At 58.9% G+C, this 19,268-nt stretch carries 12 protein-coding genes; 1 reads left to right on the top strand and 11 read right to left on the bottom strand.

The genetic code is table 11. The features are described from left to right. Positions 1 to 59 precede the first annotated feature (59 nt). From addA to chvI, 11 genes are all read right to left on the bottom strand, one after another. Positions 60 to 3,617: a double-strand break repair helicase AddA gene (gene addA, locus EXN68_RS17650; protein ID WP_142842114.1), complete on the bottom strand. Its 3,558-nt coding sequence runs from the start codon at positions 3,615 to 3,617 to the stop codon at positions 60 to 62. After that, on the bottom strand, positions 3,607 to 6,792 hold the full coding sequence (gene addB / locus EXN68_RS17645; protein ID WP_142842113.1) for a double-strand break repair protein AddB: 3,186 nt from the start codon (positions 6,790 to 6,792) through the stop codon (positions 3,607 to 3,609). Before addB ends, addA begins: the two co-directional genes overlap by 11 nt. Further along, complete coding sequence (locus EXN68_RS17640; protein WP_142842112.1) at positions 6,789 to 7,526, bottom strand: nucleotidyltransferase family protein; 738 nt, start codon at positions 7,524 to 7,526, stop codon at positions 6,789 to 6,791. Before EXN68_RS17640 ends, addB begins: the two co-directional genes overlap by 4 nt. Before the next feature lie 16 nt (positions 7,527 to 7,542). After that, positions 7,543 to 9,054, bottom strand: coding sequence for a tRNA (adenosine(37)-N6)-threonylcarbamoyltransferase complex ATPase subunit type 1 TsaE (gene tsaE, locus EXN68_RS17635; protein WP_142842111.1), 1,512 nt, complete (start codon positions 9,052 to 9,054; stop codon positions 7,543 to 7,545). Next, on the bottom strand, positions 9,051 to 11,636 hold the full coding sequence (locus EXN68_RS17630) for a sensor histidine kinase (protein WP_142842110.1): 2,586 nt from the start codon (positions 11,634 to 11,636) through the stop codon (positions 9,051 to 9,053). The genes tsaE and EXN68_RS17630 overlap by 4 nt, the downstream gene beginning before the upstream one ends. Positions 11,637 to 11,844: 208 nt before the next feature. After that, complete coding sequence (ahcY, locus tag EXN68_RS17620) at positions 11,845 to 13,245, bottom strand: adenosylhomocysteinase (RefSeq protein WP_046799728.1); 1,401 nt, start codon at positions 13,243 to 13,245, stop codon at positions 11,845 to 11,847. Positions 13,246 to 13,372: 127 nt separating this feature from the next. Further along, positions 13,373 to 13,648 carry an HPr family phosphocarrier protein gene (locus EXN68_RS17615; protein WP_046799729.1) on the bottom strand — a complete coding sequence of 92 codons (276 nt, stop codon included), beginning with the start codon at positions 13,646 to 13,648 and terminating at the stop codon, positions 13,373 to 13,375. Between the two features lie 11 nt (positions 13,649 to 13,659). Continuing rightward, on the bottom strand, positions 13,660 to 14,061 hold the full coding sequence (locus EXN68_RS17610) for a PTS sugar transporter subunit IIA (protein ID WP_003505374.1): 402 nt from the start codon (positions 14,059 to 14,061) through the stop codon (positions 13,660 to 13,662). 125 nt (positions 14,062 to 14,186) lie between these two features. Next, the gene (locus EXN68_RS17605) at positions 14,187 to 14,651 is read right to left on the bottom strand and encodes an HPr kinase/phosphorylase (protein ID WP_142842108.1); all 465 of its coding nucleotides are present in this window, start codon (positions 14,649 to 14,651) and stop codon (positions 14,187 to 14,189) included. Further along, positions 14,641 to 16,431 carry a two-component system sensor histidine kinase ChvG gene (chvG, locus tag EXN68_RS17600; RefSeq protein WP_142842107.1) on the bottom strand — a complete coding sequence of 597 codons (1,791 nt, stop codon included), beginning with the start codon at positions 16,429 to 16,431 and terminating at the stop codon, positions 14,641 to 14,643. The genes EXN68_RS17605 and chvG overlap by 11 nt, the downstream gene beginning before the upstream one ends. 56 nt (positions 16,432 to 16,487) lie before the next feature. Further along, the gene (gene chvI / locus EXN68_RS17595) at positions 16,488 to 17,213 is read right to left on the bottom strand and encodes a two-component system response regulator ChvI (RefSeq protein WP_142842368.1); all 726 of its coding nucleotides are present in this window, start codon (positions 17,211 to 17,213) and stop codon (positions 16,488 to 16,490) included. Between the two features lie 339 nt (positions 17,214 to 17,552). Here chvI and EXN68_RS17590 point away from each other — a divergent pair, with 339 nt between their 5' ends. Then, positions 17,553 to 19,163, top strand: a complete 1,611-nt coding sequence (locus EXN68_RS17590) for a phosphoenolpyruvate carboxykinase (RefSeq protein ID WP_142842106.1) — start codon at positions 17,553 to 17,555, stop codon at positions 19,161 to 19,163. Positions 19,164 to 19,268 lie beyond the last annotated feature (105 nt).

Here is a 19,268-nt window from a genome sequence, read left to right as displayed (position 1 = left end):
CTAAACTTTTCCGCTATCGATGTGATGCGGGCGCGTCGGAATTTCAATGCCCCGGTATCTCACTTTGTCTTTATTGCGGCAAGAGCCTCTCTCATCGCATCATCGCCAACCGTCACAAAACTGGCATTTTCCGTATAGATCAGCGCGCAGACAAATTCCTTGCCGGGATAAAGCGACGCCAGAATTTCCCGATAGATGGCAAGCTGGGCCACGTGGGAGTAGGGGATCTCACGGGCTTCACGTGGAGGAACACGGTTCGTTTTGTAATCCACCAGAATGACGCGGTCGCCATCCACCGCCAGCCGGTCGATACGGCCGGACACGGCATATTGCTGCCGGCCAATCGTCATCGTGCCCATGATGGATATTTCCGCGCGGCTGTTGGCGGAAAAGGCCGGTTGCACCGCCGGTTCGGACAGAACCCGCAAAACCGCCTGTATCAAATATTCGCGCTCGGCAGGAGGCCAGAAACGCGCCGCCCGTTCCGCATAACGCCGGGCCGCCGCTTCCCGTTCGCTCTCGGCGAAATCCGGCAGGGCCTGCAGCATGCGATGCACCAGTCGGCCGCGTTGCAACGCCAGAGAGGAGGCATCGGCTTTTTCGCCAAATAGCGGTGAACGCACGGCCAGATCGTCCGCGCCGTCATCGATGATGGTGCCCGCACCGGAAGGGCTGAGCGGTCTCGGTAGCGAAGGCAGGGCCGGCAAGGGGGCAAGAAGTCCCGCCGGAAGGGCGTAGTCTTCATCTTGCTGCGGTTCTGGCACCCTCTGCGGCGCAGGTGTCGAGCGAGCTTCGGACTTGCGCCAGACAAGCCCCTGCCATTCTTCGCCATCGGCTGCGAACTGCTGCGGCTGGCAGTGATCCTGATTATCCGCAAGCGCTGCCTTGACGATGGCGTGCCAGCATTCGGGATTTTCTTTTTGGCCGCGATAACCACAGATAACCAGATGATCGGCGGCACGGGTCATCGCCACATACAGCAGCCGGCGATATTCGTCTTCGGCGGCCGTCTTCAGGCGTTCCTCATCCAAGCGAATGAGATGATTGGAAAAGCCGCTGCCGGGCAGCCAGACCGGGACGGCGTCCCCTTCCGCTTCGATGAAGCGCAGCTTCGGCACATGGCTGTGGTTGAAGGCTTTCGAACCGCCATCGACGACAAAAACGACTGGTGCTTCCAGCCCCTTGGAGGCATGCACGGTCATGATCCGCACTTCGCCACGGTCCTTGTCCTGCTCACGCTTCACTTCAGGCGAATCGGTCTCCAGAACGGACAGGAAAGCTTGCAGGCCGGGCAGGCCGGTTCTTTCATGGTCCAGCGCAAACGACAGGAACTCGTCCAGTACGTCGCTTGCCTCGTTGCCAAGCCGCCCGAGGAATTTTTTGCGCCCATCATGCAGTGTCAGAACCGCCGCGAAGAAATCATGTACGGTGGCCGTTCTTGAAAGCGTGATGAAGCTTTGCAGTTTTCCGGTAACGACGGAAAGGTGGCTGTTCTCTTCCCGCGAAAGCACCTGCAGCCGCTGCCATACGCTCTCCGTCTCGGATCGCGTCGCGGTGATCTCGAAGACATCATCTTCGGTCAGGTTAAAGAGCGGGCTCTTTAACAGTGCGGCAAGCGAAAGATCATCCTCCGGCAGCACCACGAAACGGCCAAGCGCCAGAAGATCCTGCACGGCAATGTGGTCGGTCAGGCGAAGACGGTCGGCGCCAGCGACAGGAATGTTTTTACGTCGTTTCAACTCCCGCGTCAGCGCATTAACGAAGGCATGGCGTTTTCTCACCAGCACCAGAATGTCGCCTGCTTCGACGGCGCGTTCCACGCCCTTCTCAATAATAGTTTCGCTTCCGATCATGTCGGCGATCCGCGCAGCGATACGGCGGGCGACGATGGTAGCGGGTGCGCTTTCCCTCAAGGCATCGAAAGGCGCCGTCCAGTCTTCTTGGTCATCGGCAGTTTCCGGCGCCACCATGTCCCACACTTCCACGGTGCCAGGGTGTCCTGCGCGGTTGGAGCGGTGTTCGACGGGCTCGTTATCGGCACTGAGGCCGCTGGCATTTTGTGGGATCGAGAAGACCTGATCGACAGCGGCCAGCACGTCCTCCGTCGAACGGAAAGAGAGCGGCAGGCGGATGCGGTGAAAAGCCTGCTCCACCTGATCGACGCGCCTTTTGGTCTCATCGCGCTCCTGCGAGAACCGTTCCGGCCGCGCGCCCTGAAAGGAGTAGATCGACTGTTTTTCATCACCCACGGCAAACAGCGTGCGCCGCCCCATGCGGGCGCTTTCGCCGGTGAAGAAATCCGCCGCCAGCGACTGGATGATCGACCATTGTACGGGGCTTGTGTCCTGCGCCTCGTCGACGAGAATATGGTCGATGCCCTGATCCAGCTTGTAATGCACCCAGGCACCCGCGGTATCGCGGTTGAGGAGATTGGCGGCGCGTTCGATCAGATCTTCGAAATCGAGCTGGCTACGCTGCTTTTTCAGATCCTCGAAATCACCGATCAGCCTCTCGGCCAGAACAAGCGCGCATTTCGTCGCCGCCAGCATCCGCACCAGACGATATCGGTTGCGGCAGGCAACGACATGATCCCGCGCCAGTGTTAGCGCGTCCACAAGATCGGGGGCGGATTTCTGCATGCCCTTGTTGATGACATAGGCATCCGATTTCTTCTCGCCCTTGGCCGTCAGCAGTGCTGCTTCGATGAACTCCATCCGCCGCACCGGGTCCGTCTGCCGTTTCGCTTCCCTTAGCGCATAAGCGACATCGATGACGCGCGATCCGCCCACCTCATCGGCAAGCGTCAGATAGGTGTCGAGCGCAAGGCCGGAAAGACCGGGCAGGGGCCAGAAGGCCGCCGCCGCCGTTTCCTCGGTTTCCTCATGATCGATCTGCATAGCCTGCCGCAAACGGGTATCGATGCCGCCGGATTGTTTTGCCTCGAGCAGAAAGGCGCGAAGGGCGCTGCGATTGGCGATAATGGCGGAAAGCAGCGATTCCAGTCCGCTTTCGTCGGCGAGATCAAGCACATAGGCAAGCGACTGCGCCAGTTCCGTGTCGCCTCCTGTCGAAACCGCCGTCAGAAGAGAGCGGCGGGCCTCGGCCAGCAGGGTAGTGGCTGCGCGGTCATCGAGAACCGAGAAATGGCCGGCGACATTGGCTTCCAGCGGAAACTGATGCAGCAGGGCCTCGCAGAATGCGTGGATGGTCTGAATTTTCAGCCCGCCCGGCGTTTCCAGTGCCTTGGCGAACAGCCGCCGCGCTTCGGCAAGCTTTATGCGATCTGGCACTTTGCCTTCAATGACTGTGATGCGATCCCTGAGATCGGAATCCGGCAAAGTTGCCCATTCCGCCAGCCGGTCGAAGACACGGCTCGACATTTCAGACGCGGCAGCCTTGGTATAGGTGAGGCACAGGATCGCCGACGGGCGGCATCCGGCCAGAAGCAGACGGATGACGCGCTGCGTCAACACATGTGTCTTGCCGGAGCCGGCATTGGCCGACACCCATGCGGAACTTGCCGGATCGGAGGCAAGCCGCTGCCGGGCGCTGGTCCAGTCGATCCAGCTTTCGGGTGTATCGGCGGCGGGGCCGTGATCGACAGGATCAATCGTCATCGCCGTCTCCCGGTTCCGCCGTGGACCATTCCGAAACCCGGGCGAGATGGTCATATTCCCCCCCATAGGATTGTTGCTCTTCCGGCACCAGCCGCGAGGCGAAACCGTTCTCGCCTTCGCGCAGTGAGCGCACGAATTTGGCAAGTTGCTCGATCGATTCCGTCGCCAGTTCAATGGCCGATTTTGGCGGTCTTTTGCCGCTGCGACTGGAATGTTCGTTATTGACCTGGTCGGGAAAAAAACGATCGCCCGGCCGCAGGCGCACATAGATAAGGTTTTCCGGCGTGGGCGAACCGGCTTCGCGGAAGGCTCCGCGCATCAGCGCCGCCGCTTCCAGCGCCAGTTGTGGGTCAAGCAGCGCGCGCGCCTGATTGACCGAAGGCGCAAGCCCGGTCTTGTAGTCGATAATATCCGCGTGACCGTTTGACTTGATGTCGATGCGGTCGGCAATTCCGGTCAACCTTATCCCCGCTTCGGCTATTTCCTGGCCGGCGCGTGCCTCGAAAAAGCTGTGGCGAATGGATGGATGACGTTCCTTCTCCCAGTCGATGAAGGCACGTGCCACCGCCGCAAAACGTGGCCGCCAGATGACATCCACATGCGGCGGCAGGTTTTCCGCGTCGAAACATTCGTCCAGAATGCGTTGCATGGCGTCGAACGAAGCCGGCGTGCCGGGGATGTGCCCCTCACGCGAATAACGCTCGATGATCGCGTGATAGAGCGTGCCGCGATCAGCGGCACTTGGATCGCGGTTGAAGGGCTCGAGCGGGTCAAGCTTCAGGATACGCCGCGCATAGATCGAATAGGGATCGCGGCGCAGCCGTCCCACTTCGCTGAAGGAATAACGGGTTGGCTGCAGATTAGCCGGCGGCTTGGGGGCAGGGCGCTTTGCCGCGTCCTGATCGATGCTTTCATCCATCAGACCGGCCCAATGCCGATAGGTCTCGCCACGCTTCTTCAGTTCTCCGGCGAAATCCTCACCACCCAGTGCCAGCAATCGTTGCAGCCAGCGAGAAGCGACAGCCGGCGTTGAGCCCTGCCTCAACGCCCGGGTGTAAAAGATTTGTCGGGTGCCGTTGGCCATCTCAAAGTCATGTGCCAGCTGGCCGATGCGCCGTTCCGGCGGCTCAAGTCCGATAGCGGTCTTCATGGTGCGGGACAAGAATGGGTTATTCGCCGTCTGGCCCGGCCAGAGGCCTTCATTGAGCCCGCCAATGACGACGGTGTCGACGCTTTGCAGGCGGGCTTCGAGCGCACCGAAGATAAAGATGCGTGGATGACGCATGGATCGCGGTTTGATCGATTCCCCGGCAACCAGCGCCGCAAATATGTCAGCCCATTGAGGCCCGTCCGCATCGAGGATTTCGCCGCTTTCCATCAATTCGCCGAACAGGCCGGAAAGCGTATCACCAGCCTCACCGGACCAGAGCGCGGCAAGATCATTGTTTTCATCCGCACAGATGGCTTCGATCACGCGGCCCGTCCGCTCCGCCCAATGGGAGAGTGGTAATTTGTCGGTAAAGGCCCGGCCAGATTGATCCCGACGCACGAAGGCAGAACCAAGCGGCTCGGTTGCAACGGCGATCCGCTGCGCCAGATCGCGGGCTGCTTCAAGGCTTCCTTCCGGCAATGCCAGCCGCCAGGCGGGTGGGTGCCGGTCATCGTGCTGCGCCAGCAGCTGCGCCTCCAGAACCGCTTCCAGATTGCCGATTTCGGTTTCGACGCGGCCGCCACGCAGTGCTATGAGTTCCAGCGCTTTTGAGGCTTGTGTGAACGCCGCCTCCGAAAGCCCGAAACGGGAGAGTGGATGCTTCAGAAGCGAAATGATCGGCACCGGGTCTCCGGGCCGCAGGATCGCTTCCAGCGCCAGTTGTGTCAGCCCGGCCCGCGGTGTGGCAGAAAGTGGCGTACCGGCCGAATCGTCGGCCTCTATGCCGAAACGCTGCAATTCCGTCGCCACCCGCCGCGCCAAGCCGCGGTCGGGTGTTATCAGTGCGGCCTGCGAAGGACGTCCGGCACCCGGAGCTTCCAGCGCCAGCCTGAGCGCCACCGCGATGGCGGTTGCCTCTTCGCGCTCGTTGGCGGCTTCTATCAGTGTGGCCGCCGCAAAAGCTTCATCGAAGAAGCCGGGGTCCCTGTCTTCGCGCCACCGGTTCCAATCGCTGGTGGACTTGGCCGGAGCGAGCGCCGCTGAAAAAACGGCCGCGCGTTTTTCAAGATCGCTATCGATAGCTCCGATCTGATCCACGTCGTCGCGTAGGATGCCGAGCTTCTGCAGCAGCATATAGAGCCCGTATTGCGAATGGGTACGGCTGGAAGGGTCGGTCGGGTCTTCGGCAATTGCCTCCCATTGCTCCTCTGACATGGCAAGATCAAGCCCCGGAAGCACGACGACGCCCTGCGGCAAGGCGGCAACGGCGGCGATGAGGTCGGCTGCGGCCGGAATGGAGCCGGTAGACCCGGCCACGATGATCGGTCCCGTATCCGGCAAATTGGCAAGTCGGTTTGCCTCGGCCCGCAAGATGCCGTTTCGATGCCGGCCGGCCGAGGAGCGGTTGAGTTCGGCAAGGCGCGCCGGCCAGAAGACGCTGGCGATCTTCAGGAAATCCGCCGTCAGCTGCCACCATTGCGCATGTTCGCCGGTATCGAGATGCTGAAGCGCTTCCCAATCCTTTTCTTCCGTATCCATCGCATCGATCACCTCGCCAAGCGCACGCGCCAGCCATATGGCATCGGCGGGGCTGGCGGGGGCAACGAGCGGCGAATCCGAATGGATCGCCCGGATGGCGTCCGGCAGGCTGTTGCGCCAGGCCAGAATAAGACGCGCCAGTTCGATCAGCCGGCCGGTGCCGGAAATCGGTGGTGCGAGATCCATGATCTCAGGATTTTCGATATCGAAAAAGCCGCTATCATCGTCCGTTTCGCCGAGCGGTCGGATCAGCGGCAGAATGGCGGATCTGCCTCCCAGAAGGTCGACGAATTCGGAGCGCAGTACGCGGGCGGAACGTCGCGTCGGCACATAGATCGTCACCTTGGCCAGTGAAAGCGGGTCGGCTGGGTCATATCTATAGCCGGCTGTCAGTGTCCCGTCACACAGCGTTTCCGCGAGCGTTTTGAGGAACGGTGTTCCCGCAGCGATCGTCAGGACGCGCTTTTCGTGGCGGGACGTGGTCATGCAGAGCGTTTTTCCCTGAATTGCTGGATGATGTTTTCTGCGTCTTCTATCGCATCGGGCGTGCCGACGGTGATCCAGTGCCCATCAAGCGAAATCCCGGAAAGCCGGTCATTTTTAATGGCGCGGTCAAAATAGATGTTGAGGTTGAAAGCATCCGTCGGCGCATCTTCAAGCAGGCGCGAGTCCATGGCAATGGCGCCGGCATAAACCACGGGGTTTGGGTCACCATCGCAATACCGCACCAATTTACCGTCGTCAGAAAGGTTGAAATCCTTTTTGCCGTTATGACCGGTGGTGCGATCCATATCAACACAGAGCAGGACCATATCCATGCGCTCCGGATCGAAGAATTGCGCAAGCTTGCGCAGGTTGCTGACTGCATTCAATTGCTCGCCGATCCAGAATAGATCGGCATTCATGACGAAGACCGGGCCGGGTTCCAGCAGCTTCAGACCCTTGGCAAGCCCGCCGCCGGAGTTCATCAGTTGCGCCCGCTCGTCTGAAATCAGGATTTCGACGTCGGAGCGGTGCTCCAGATGAGCGATCATCTGATCCGCATGGTGATGCACATTAACGACGATCGTCTCAGCCCCGGCTTCCACAAGCGCGTCGAGCGCGTAATCGATCATCGGCTTGCCGGCAATCTTGACGAGCGGCTTCGGGATCGTATCGGTGATCGGGCGCATCCGCGTGCCAAGCCCGGCGGCCAGCACCATGGCGTTTTTGATCGTCATCGTCGTCAACCGTCTTTCAGTCGTTGAATTCCATGCCCATGCAGACACACCAGTCTCGAAGAGGCTGAAGCTCCGGATGCGAAAGCGCCGCGGCAAGATAGCGGAACGTCCTCGGCATATGTTTCATATAACCGGGTTTTTGATCCCGTTCCAACAGCCTCACCCAGATACCGGCAAGCTTGCAGTTACGCTGCGCCGACATGATGGCGAAAGCCTTGAGGAAAGCGGCCTCATCGAATGAAGGTGTGTTTCTTCTGCTGTCGAGATAATGCGAGAGCAGACGCGCCTGCAGCTCGGGTTCGATGGTAACCCGGGCATCCTGCACGATGGAGGCGAGATCATAAGCGGTGGGGCCGATCATCGCGTCCTGAAAATCGATCAGGCCGACCTGCCGAATACCGCTATTCTGCGCCTGCCAGAGAAGGTTGGGTGAATGGAAATCGCGCAGCAGAAGCCCTGTTTCACAATCAGCGAGCGAGTCGATCAGGCTATCCCACAGGGCGTAATAGTCACTCTTCTCGCTATCGGTGAGCGGCTTGCCGCGTTTGTGGGGAAGATACCATTCCGCCAGCAAAGAGACTTCGATCTTCATCGCCTGCCGATCGAAGGGGGGAACCTCATAGGCGCTGCCGTCAATCACCGGCAACAGGTCGGGTCGCGGGGTCTGATGAAGGGCTGCGAGGCAGGCAACGCTCTGGAGATAACGTTCTTCTATCGGCGTTCCCTTGGGCGCAAGCACCCCGTCGCGCCCCAGATCCTCCAGCAGGAGAATGCCCTGATCGATATCCGCTGCCAGAAGCTCTGGCGCGCAAAAGCCGCTGTTTCGCAGATACTCGCCGATCGCCACGAAAGAACGCGCATCCTGGGCAAGATGGGCGATTTCCGCATAGGTCTTGCCATCCGCAATGATCGCGCCTCTCAAGGGGCGTCGCCAGTCCATCAGGATAAGGTCCGGGCCATCGGCGGAAATGGTCTCATAGGCACGCGTTGAGGCGTCACCACTCAGGAAACGGCGGGTCGCATCGCCCCTGCCATTTTTCGCGAGGAATTCGCGAATGGCGAAAACACGCTGAAGCCGCGCTTTCAGTTTTGCCGGAGCTTCGATGGCGGCCAGCCGTCCTTCGCCGGAATGCGTCAGCCGAAGCGTGACGGTCTGTTCCGGCGGCAGAACCTCGGCGGCGATATCCGGCCATTCGATCAGGCAGACGCCGTCCTCCAGCATCTCGTCGATGCCGAGCTCGTACAGTTCGGAGACATCAGAAAGCCGGTAAAGATCGAGATGGGCAACCGGAATGCGAGTGGAATAGGTCTGGATGATCGTGAAGGTGGGACTTGGAACTTCGAGATCCGGCTCATCCGCCATCGCCCGGATGAAGGCGCGGGCGAGTGTCGATTTACCGGCGCCGAGATCGCCGATCAGCGCCAGGCAATCGCCGGGTTTCAATGCCAGCGCAAGGTCTTCACCGAGCCTGATGGTATCTTTTTCTCCCTCAAGGGAAATAGTGATCGGCAAGATGTCTTGGCTCATTCTGCGGCGATGGAATGCGGGCGGGTGCCGGAAGGAATGCGGCAGGTGACGATGGTGCCATTGCCGGGGCGGCTATCGATGCTGACCGTGCCATGATGGAGGCTGACAAAGCTTTCGACAATGGAAAGGCCAAGCCCTGCGCCAGTCCGCCGACCGCCATTGCCGCGTGTCGCGAAGCGGTCGAAGACGGTTTTCAGCATGTCTTCCGGAATGCCCGGGCCCTTATCTGCCACCGAGAACAGGAAGTCGCCCTCGCTACGCTGGCACGACAGTTCAACGGCGGAACCTTCCGGGGCGAAGTTGATCGCATTGGTAAGCAGCTTGATGAGGATCTGCTTCAGACGCTGATGATCGGCGACCAGGCTGCCAAGATGGGTCGGCGCGACGATTTCAAGCGAAATACCGCTCTCCTGCAGGCGATCTGCGATCTGCACAGAAACGTCTTCGAGCAATTCGTTCAAATCATTGTCTGAATAATTCAGCTGCATGATGCCGGCATCGACGGTCGCAAGATCGAGAATATCGTTGACGATGGTCAAAAGCACCGAGGACGACGTGGAAATATGATCGAGATATTCCGCCTGCCGGTCCGTCAACTGGCCGATGCCGGGCGTCTTCAAAAGGTCGGTAAAACCGATAATATTCGTCAGCGGCGAACGCAATTCATAGGAAACATGCTGAACGAAATCATTCTTCAGCTCGTCGGCCTTCAGAAGTGCATCGTTCTTTTCCTTGAGCGCCCTTTCGGCCCGCACGCTGTCGGTCATGTTGACGAAGGTCAGCATGGTCTGCGCATCCGGCAGCGGAATGATAGCGAAATCAAGCACGAGACCGGAGAGCAGTTCGAGCGTTCCCTGTTTGGATGGGCGCTCATCATCAAAGCTGGTGATGAACTGGCTGAAGGCGCGCCAGCCGTCCGGCCTGTCATAGGATTGTGTGCAGGCTGTTTCGATGGCGCGGATATGGGTGCCCGTTTCCGCCTCTTCGGAGGTTACACCCCAGAGCGCCCGGAATGCCGGGTTGGAGAGGCGAATACGGCCATCCGCACCGAACACCGCCACACCTTCGGCCAGATGATCGATGGTTTCGCCCTGTACCTTCACCAGCGTGTTGTAGCGCATCTGCAGGTCGACCTGTTCGGTCAGGTTCTCAAAAACCCAGGTCGCGCCGCCCTGTGGATGGGCGGTTGCGATGACCCGCAGTGTCTGCCCATTCGGCAGGTGCCAGAGATCGGTTTTGGTATCGAGCGAACGGTAAACGGCGAGCGCCGTCTCCTTCCAGTTTTTCCAGTTCAGCTGCTCGGGCAATTTGCCGGCGGTGCGCAGCCTGTCCAGAAGCTCGGAATTGTCAGGACCGGATTCGAGGAAAACCAGATCGAGACCCCAAAGGGTCGCAAAAGCCTGATTGTAGAATTGCAGCCGCTGCCGGCCGTCGAAGATGGCAACAGGCGTTGCCAGATGATCCAGCGTTTCGGCGTGGCTTTTCAGAACCCGCTTGAGTTCTTCGCTGATGGTTTCCGCTTCGGTGGCATCGATGGCGATACCGGCCGAACCCGCCGCAGTCTTGATATCCACGACGTCGAAGAAGGTACGGTTGCCGGAAACCACAGTAGAAATGCGGTCATGATAGGGTGATTCCGGCGTCGCGGCCGCGCGTATCTTCTGCCGGGTAACCGTGTTCAACAGCTCGCGTTTTTCAAGTACGGCCTGATCGGCATCGCGTGCATCCACGGCCTGCGCATAGGCGTGGTTGACCCAGGTTAGCTCACCTTCGCCATTGCGGCGCCAGACGGGCTGTTCGATGGAATCCAGAAGGTCCTGAAACGTCGAGACCGAGGTGATCAGACGCTCGCGTTCCACCTGCAATTCTGCAAGCTCGGCGCGCAGATTATTAAGCGCGACGAAACGTGCAAATGCATTGCCGCCGGAAACCCGGCCTTGAACTTCAATGACTTCGCCGCGCTGCGTCTCGATGGTCAGATCGAAACTCTGCGCATGGCTGCGAAGTTTTTCGAGGGATTTTTCAAGCTGGCTCGCGGAGGATGGCTTCAGCCAGCGCCCGAAGGCCAGAAAATCATGATCCGCTTGCGGTGCGCCGGCCTCCACGGGCAATTGCCCCAGAAATTCGGGCCGCTTGTCAGCCCCATCCCAGATAACGATGCGCCGGCCCTTATCGGAAATCAGTGCTTCGTATTTGGCGATCTTGTGGTGGGTCTCGGCAAGCGCCTTGCGGTATTCACTGCTTTCCGACTCGATATTGCCGCGTTGGCGCACCAGCCAGACGACGGAAAACAGCGTCGCCGAAAGCATGCCGACAAAGAGCGAATAGGTGATTGTTTCGCCAGAGGAGAACAGCCGCGCACCGGTCTTGGCAACAAGGCCGTCCTGCGCCAGCGCGACACTTGCCGAACCGGCAAGAATGGTCCCCGACATCAGCACGGGAAGCCGCGAAATGCCTGTCCGGACCGCACTGATCGCCAGTCGGCAATGCGCCAGAACCTGCGCGCTCAATGCCACGCAGCCTTGCGTGTTTTCAACGCGTTGAACTGTCTGCTCGCGCAGATCCGAATTGTGAACCGTCATCCCCGGTCTGTCTCCGTCCTATGTGCCGCATCTTCGACAAGACATCCCATTTCGTCCCCGCCGCCCTTTGGCGTGTCCGAATCAAGTCCGATGACAATACCGCCTTCATAAATCTGCGGAAAGGGAGGGCGCAAAAAAGATGCCGCGCACTTTGTCAAGTGCGCGGCATCTAGATGTTGTGTAATTTCAGTGGATATTAACTATGATATTAATATCTGTAGTGTTCAGCCTTGAACGGGCCTTCCTTGGAGATGCCGATATAATCTGCCTGCAGATCGGAAAGTTCTGTTAGCCGCACACCGAGCTTCTCGAGATGAAGGCGCGCAACCTTCTCGTCGAGATGCTTCGGCAGCACGTAAACCTCGTTCTTGTATTCGCCCTGCTTGGTGAAGAGCTCGATCTGGCCAAGCACCTGGTTGGTGAAGGATGCAGACATGACGAAGGACGGGTGGCCGGTGGCATTGCCGAGGTTCAGCAGGCGGCCTTCGGACAGAAGGATGATGCGGTTGCCTTTCGGGAACTCAATCATGTCGACCTGCGGCTTGATGTTCGTCCACTTCAGGTTCCGCAGCGAGGCGACCTGAATTTCATTGTCGAAATGGCCGATATTGCCGACGATAGCCATGTCCTTCATCTCGCGCATATGCTCGATGCGGATGACGTCCTTGTTACCGGTGGTGGTGATGAAGATATCGGCGGAAGAGATGACATCTTCCAGACGAACGACTTCAAAACCGTCCATGGCAGCCTGAAGCGCGCAGATCGGGTCGATTTCGGTGACCTTCACGCGGGCACCGGCGCCCTGCAGCGAGGCGGCAGAACCCTTGCCCACATCGCCGTAACCGCAGACGACGGCGACCTTGCCGGCCATCATCACGTCGGTTGCACGACGAATGCCGTCCACCAGCGATTCCTTGCAGCCGTATTTGTTGTCGAACTTCGACTTGGTGACGCTGTCATTAACGTTGATCGCCGGGAAGGGCAGGAGGCCCTTCTTGCTGAGATCGTAAAGACGGTGAACGCCCGTCGTGGTTTCTTCGGTAACACCCTTCAGCGCGTCGCGCTGCTTGGTGAACCAGCCGGGAGAAGCCTTCAGGCGCTTGTTGATCTGCGCGAAAAGAATTTCTTCTTCTTCAGAGCCGGGATTGGACAAAACGTCTTCGCCGGCTTCGGCGCGTGCGCCAAGCAGGATGTACATGGTGGCATCGCCGCCATCGTCGAGGATCATGTTGGACAGACCGCCATCGGTCCACTGGAAGATCTTGTCGGTATATTCCCAATATTCCGTCAGGCTTTCACCCTTGACGGCGAAGACCGGAATGCCAGCCGCTGCAATGGCCGCTGCTGCATGATCCTGCGTCGAGAAGATGTTGCAGGAGGCCCAGCGAACGTCCGCGCCCAGTTCCTTCAGCGTTTCGATGAGAACGCCGGTCTGGATCGTCATGTGAAGCGAACCGGTGATGCGTGCGCCCTTCAGCGGCTTGCTTTCGCCGAACTCCTTGCGGCAGGACATCAGGCCGGGCATTTCGGTTTCGGCGATGTCCAGCTCCTTGCGGCCAAATGCGGCAAGGTTGATGTCGGCGACAATGTAGTCCTTCTCAAGGCTCATGAAGTTCTCCAGATCAGAATGCCGCGCCTGTTGGCCCGGCTTTTAAACGTAGCAGCGGTTTAGCAGGCCACAAACGATCTGGCAATGATGATATAAAGAGGTCTTTATGTCTTTATATGTTGCTGGCTCAGGCTTCTTCGCCGAAGCGGTCGGCCACCAGAGCTTCCAACGCGGCCAGCGCCTCCGACGCCTGATTGCCGCTTGCCTCGACATAGACGCTGCAGCCGGGGCTGGCCGCCAGCATCATCAGGCCCATGATGGAAGTGCCGCCGACGGTCATGCCGTCCTTGGAAACCGTGATCGTTGCGTCGAAGCCCTCGACCATCTGAACGAATTTTGCAGATGCCCGGGCATGGAGACCGCGCTTGTTGATGATCGGCAATTCCCGGGAGAGAGGCGACATGGGCTGACTTCTCACTTGCCGCTTAAAACGCGGCTGGCGACGTTGATATATTTGCGGCCGGCATCGGATGCATCCTGAAGGGCCTTGTCCATATTGTCTTCGCTGCGAACACCGGCAAGCTTGATCAGCATGGGAAGATTGACCCCGGCGATGACTTCGACATTGCCGTTATTCATGACGGAGATTGCAAGATTGGACGGTGTGCCGCCGAACATGTCCGTCAATATGATAACACCATTGCCATCATTGGCACGCGCAACGGCGTCGATGATATCCTGCCGGCGCTGATCCATGTCGTCTTCGGGACCGATACAAACCGTCTCGATCAATTTCTGGGGACCAACGACATGCTCCAACGCATGGCGAAATTCCTCAGCCAGCTTGCCATGGGTGACAAGCACTAGTCCGATCATGAAATGCTCCCTTGCACACGCACTCTCATTGCCGACTATCGCAACGCGGCAATCCTGTCCATCGGTGGGATTTCATCTTGATGAGGAAAATGCGAATCGCAAGCCTAAAATCGCCCGAATCATCGTCACTTCACATTCGTTTTAAAAAGATTCTGAGCAAGTGCAGCAAATTTTCCATAGGGCGTAAGACTTGCAAGCGGTATGCGCAGAAGTGGAAGATGCCCACCACAGGGCAGCAAAAACACTTCGTCATCTTCGGGAAGTCTGGGATTTTCCGGTGAAAGAACTGTCGTGACGGCAAAATGTAGTGGAGCGCTCGCAACGCTGCTGAGCGAAACAATGCCGCTTCCGCGCAATTCCAGCAGCCCGGCAATCGCTTGCGGCCGCTCGGCAATGATGTCTTCGCCGTCGCGATACACGAAAATCTGATCGTCCGCGATCAGCGCCGCCGGCAATCCGCAACGTTCAGCCTCGGTCAGAAAACTGAAGGCAAGCTCGCTCTTGCCGCTGCCGGATGGTCCCGTGAAGAGGATTCCCGTGTTTTGAACGATGATGGCGGTGGCATGCAGGTTGAAGCGTTCAGCGTTCATGGGTTTCGGCCGCCGGTAGCGACAGGGTGAAGCGCGCGCCTGATATCACGCCATATTTGTCGACGACATTTTCCGCCCTCAGGCTGCCGCCATGGGCTTCGGCGATCTGCCGGCTGATGGAAAGACCAAGGCCGGAATTCTGGCCGAAGCCTTCGCTCGCCGGTCTGTCCGTGTAAAACCGTTCGAAAATCCGGTCGATATCTTCGGCCTGAATGCCGGGTCCGTTATCTTCCACCTGCACGAGGCAGCGATCCTTGTGGCGGGAAAGACGCACGGTGATGCGACCACTTTCCTCTGACACGAAAGAACGGGCGTTCTCGATCAGATTGGTGACGATCTGGCTGAGGCGAAGGTCGTGGCCATTCACCACGAAGGAGGTTTTGGCTCCGGCCTTCCTGTCGGCCACATAGTCGATTGCCACGCTTTTCTTCTTGGTGCTGATCTGGCGGGATATGTCTACCAGCCCTTTCATCAGCACATCAAGGTCGAGCGGCGAGGCATCGGCGCGCGCCAGTTCGGCATCGAGCCGCGACGCATCCGAAATATCGCTGATCAGTCGGTCGAGACGCCGAACGTCATGGAAGATGATCTCGGTCAGCCGTTGCTTCGATTCTTCGGTTTTGGCGCGCGGCAGGGTTTCCACGGCGCTGCGTAGCGAGGTCAGCGGGTTCTTGAGTTCGTGGCTGACATCGGCAGCGAAGCTTTCGATCGCGTCGATACGGTCGTAAAGCGCCGTCGTCATTTCACGCAGCGCAATCGAAAGGTTGCCGATCTCATCCTGACGGGCCGAAAAATCCGGTATCTCCTCGCGGGTTCGCGCCCCGCGACGCACACGGATCGCGGCGGCCGAAAGCCGCCGCAGCGGCGTGGCGATGGTGGAGGACAGAAGCAGCGACAGAACGATATTGACGAGGGTGGCGATGCCGAAAACACGCATGATGGCCAGGCGCTCCGCATGCACGATCTTGTCGATATCGCCCGCCTGGGTGGAGAGCAGCAATACGCCAAGCACCGCCCTGAAGCGTTGCACCGGCACGGCGACCGAAACGATCAGCTCACCCTTTTCGGTGACGCGAACGACCGCGCCGCGCACGCCGGTCAACGCATTCATCACTTCCGGATAAATCGAACCGTCGCCACCAGGCGCTTCCTTGTATTGCGGCAGACTGCTTGGCTGCAGCATGCGGTTGAACATGCTGGTGAACCACTCACCCCAGGTCTGGGTTTCCGGCGTTACCGGCGGCAGATCGAAGCGCAGAACCTGTCCGCGCGAATAAAGATGGCGGGAATCGAGCAGCAGATTGGCATCGGCATCGAACAGTCGCGCGCGGGTGCGCGTCGGTGAAATCAGCCGCCGCAGCACTGGTGCCACCCGTTCGGGATTGATCGGAAAACTTAAGTCCTCGTCATTGGGAGCGGGCGTGATGCTTTGCCCCGCCTGCAATTCGAGAAGCTTTTCGGGGTTGATGGTGATCGAATTGGTATCGACCGAAGCGGAGGCCGAAATCGCGCCGGCGATGATTTCGCCCTGCGTCAGAAGGCTTTCGACGCGCGCATCGATCAGCCCCTCACGGAACTGGTTGAGATAGAGAATACCGCCGACCAGAACGACCGTCGCCGCGACATTGAAGAAAAGAATGCGGCGCGTCAGACTGGAAAACACCGCATTGCCGAAAATGCGCCGGATGATCGTCAGCGGATGGATACGATGGCGGCGTTCGTTGCCGCGTTCTTCGGCATCGTCGCTATCCGAGACGGTTTCCGGCGTTTTCTTCAGCACGTATTTAAGTCCTCGCCACCACTCTTCGGGTGGTCTCTTCCGATTTGCGTGCCGATTCAGGCCGCTTCGCGGAAGCGATATCCTACGCCATAAAGCGTTTCAATCATATCGAAGTCGCCATCGACCAGTTTGAACTTCTTGCGAAGGCGCTTGATGTGGCTGTCGATGGTGCGGTCATCCACATAAACCTGCTCGTCATAGGCGGCGTCCATCAGCGCGTCGCGGCTTTTCACCACGCCCGGCCGCTGTGCCAGCGAGTGCAGGATGAGGAATTCGGTAACGGTGAGTGTTACCGGTTCGCCCTTCCAGGTGCAGGTATGACGCTCCTGATCCATGGCGAGTTGCCCGCGCTCCAGCGTGCGGGCCTGCTGGTCCGCCGTCGGCTTTATTGCGCCGCCGGCCGCTGGCGCGGCATCGCGGCTGCTGGCGCGGCGCAGGATTGCCTTGACGCGTTCAACCAGAAGGCGCTGCGAGAAGGGTTTGGTGATGAAGTCATCCGCGCCCATTTTCAGGCCGAACAATTCATCGATCTCCTCATCCTTGGAGGTGAGGAAGATCACCGGCAGATCCGATTTCTGACGCAGGCGCCGCAAAAGCTCCATGCCGTCCATGCGGGGCATCTTAATATCGAAAATGGCGAGCTGCGGCGGACGGGCGATCAACCCGTCAAGCGCGGAGGCGCCGTCCGTATACGTTTCGACCCGGTAGCCTTCGGCTTCGAGCGCGATCGATACCGAAGTGAGAATATTCCGGTCATCGTCGACAAGCGCGATCGTCTGCATGTAGTTGGTCTCCATCGTCATTTTCTCGTAACTCCCGACATTCACCCAGCCAGGTTGTGCGCCGCGAGCCACTCTCTTGAGTATAAAGGTGGAACAAATTGTGGCAAAGGAAAACTCGCCCCAAAATCGTGCGGGTGCGGTGGCCGGATTTCGTGAAACCGCCGCAGCTGGATTTTAATGCGTCTTCAACCGATTTAAAAAGAAATAAAATCTTTTAAATCGATTAATATATTGAAATCACTAAGTTTTTTAAAGTTCGGCTCTTGCGTTTCCAAAAGCTGCCACGTATTTTTCCGTGAAAATTTCAACGGCCTTATCGTCATTTACAAGGAACGCGTCATGAACGAGCTTGGGGTTCATAATCCTGCCAATGGAGTTGCGGAACTCGGACTGGGCGAGGCTTCCCGCGTCTTTTATAACCTCAACGAGAGCGAATTATACGAAGAGGCGATCCGCAACGGCGAGGCCGAACTGACAATCGATGGCGCTCTTCGCGCCGTCACCGGCCAGCACACCGGCCGTTCGCCGAAGGACAAATTCGTTGTGCGCGACGCTTCCACCGAGAACACCATCTGGTGGGATAACAACAAGCCGCTGTCGCCGGAAAACTTCGAGCTGCTGCATAAGGACATGCTGGCCCACGCCGCCGGCAAGACGCTTTACGTGCAGGACCTGATCGGCGGCGCCGATGAGGAAAATGCGCTGCCGACACGCGTCGTCACCGAGCTTGCCTGGCACTCGCTGTTCATCCGCAATCTGCTGATCCGTCCGAAGCAGGAAAAACTGGCTGGTTTCAAGCAGAAGCTCACCATCATCAACCTGCCGAGCTTCAAGGCTGATCCCGCCCGTCACGGTGTGCGTTCGGAAACCGTCATCGCCTGCGACCTTACCAACGGTCTCGTCCTCATCGGCGGTACCTCCTATGCCGGTGAAAACAAGAAGTCGGTCTTCACAGTGCTGAACTACCTTCTGCCGGCCAAGGGCGTGATGCCGATGCATTGCTCGGCCAATGTCGGTCCTGAGGGTGATTCCGCCGTGTTCTTCGGTCTCTCCGGCACCGGCAAGACCACGCTGTCTGCAGATCCATCACGCACCTTGATCGGTGATGACGAACATGGCTGGGGCGAACATGGCATCTTCAATTTCGAAGGTGGCTGCTATGCCAAGGCGATCAAGCTTTCGTCCGAGGCCGAGCCGGAAATCTACGCCGCTACCAATCGTTTCGGCACGGTTCTCGAAAATGTCGTGCTGGACGAAAACCGGGTTCCCGATTTCAACGACAACTCGCTGACGGAAAATACCCGCAGCGCCTATCCGCTGCACTTCATTCCGAATGCATCGGAAACCGGCATCGCCGGTCATCCGAAAACGATCATCATGCTGACGGCGGATGCCTTCGGTGTGCTGCCACCAATCGCGCGGCTGACGCCGGAACAGGCCATGTACCATTTCCTGTCCGGCTACACCGCAAAGGTCGCCGGCACGGAAAAGGGCGTGACCGAGCCGGAAGCCACCTTCTCCACCTGCTTCGGCGCACCCTTCATGCCACGCCACCCGGCGGAATATGGCAACCTGCTGCGTGAACTGATCGGCAAACACGGCGTTGATTGCTGGCTGGTCAACACCGGCTGGACCGGCGGCGCTTACGGCATCGGCAAGCGGATGCCCATCAAGGCGACACGCGCGCTTCTGACGGCTGCGCTCACTGGCGAGCTGAAGGATGCACAATTCCGCACCGATGCGAATTTCGGCTTCGCGGTGCCGCTGTCGCTTGATGGCGTGGATAGTGCAATTCTCGATCCGCGTTCAACCTGGGCCGATGGCGCAGCTTACGACGCGCAGGCGAAGAAGCTGGTCTCGATGTTCGTCACGAACTTCACCAAGTTCGAAGATCACGTCGATAGCAAGGTTCGCGACGCAGCCCCGGGCCTTCTGCTCGCGGCTGAATAATAAAGCCTCATTTGTGAGGAGGAGGGGACCCGGCCTTGTGCCGGGTTTCTTTTTGCCGGTCTCTCGATTCTGGCCACTGTTTTCATTTCACGCGTTCTGTGGCAT

The sequence above is a fragment of the Martinezella rhizogenes genome, from assembly GCF_007002745.1.
Classification (GTDB): domain Bacteria; phylum Pseudomonadota; class Alphaproteobacteria; order Rhizobiales; family Rhizobiaceae; genus Agrobacterium; species Agrobacterium cucumeris.
This window is presented reverse-complemented; position numbering and strand designations above follow the sequence as displayed.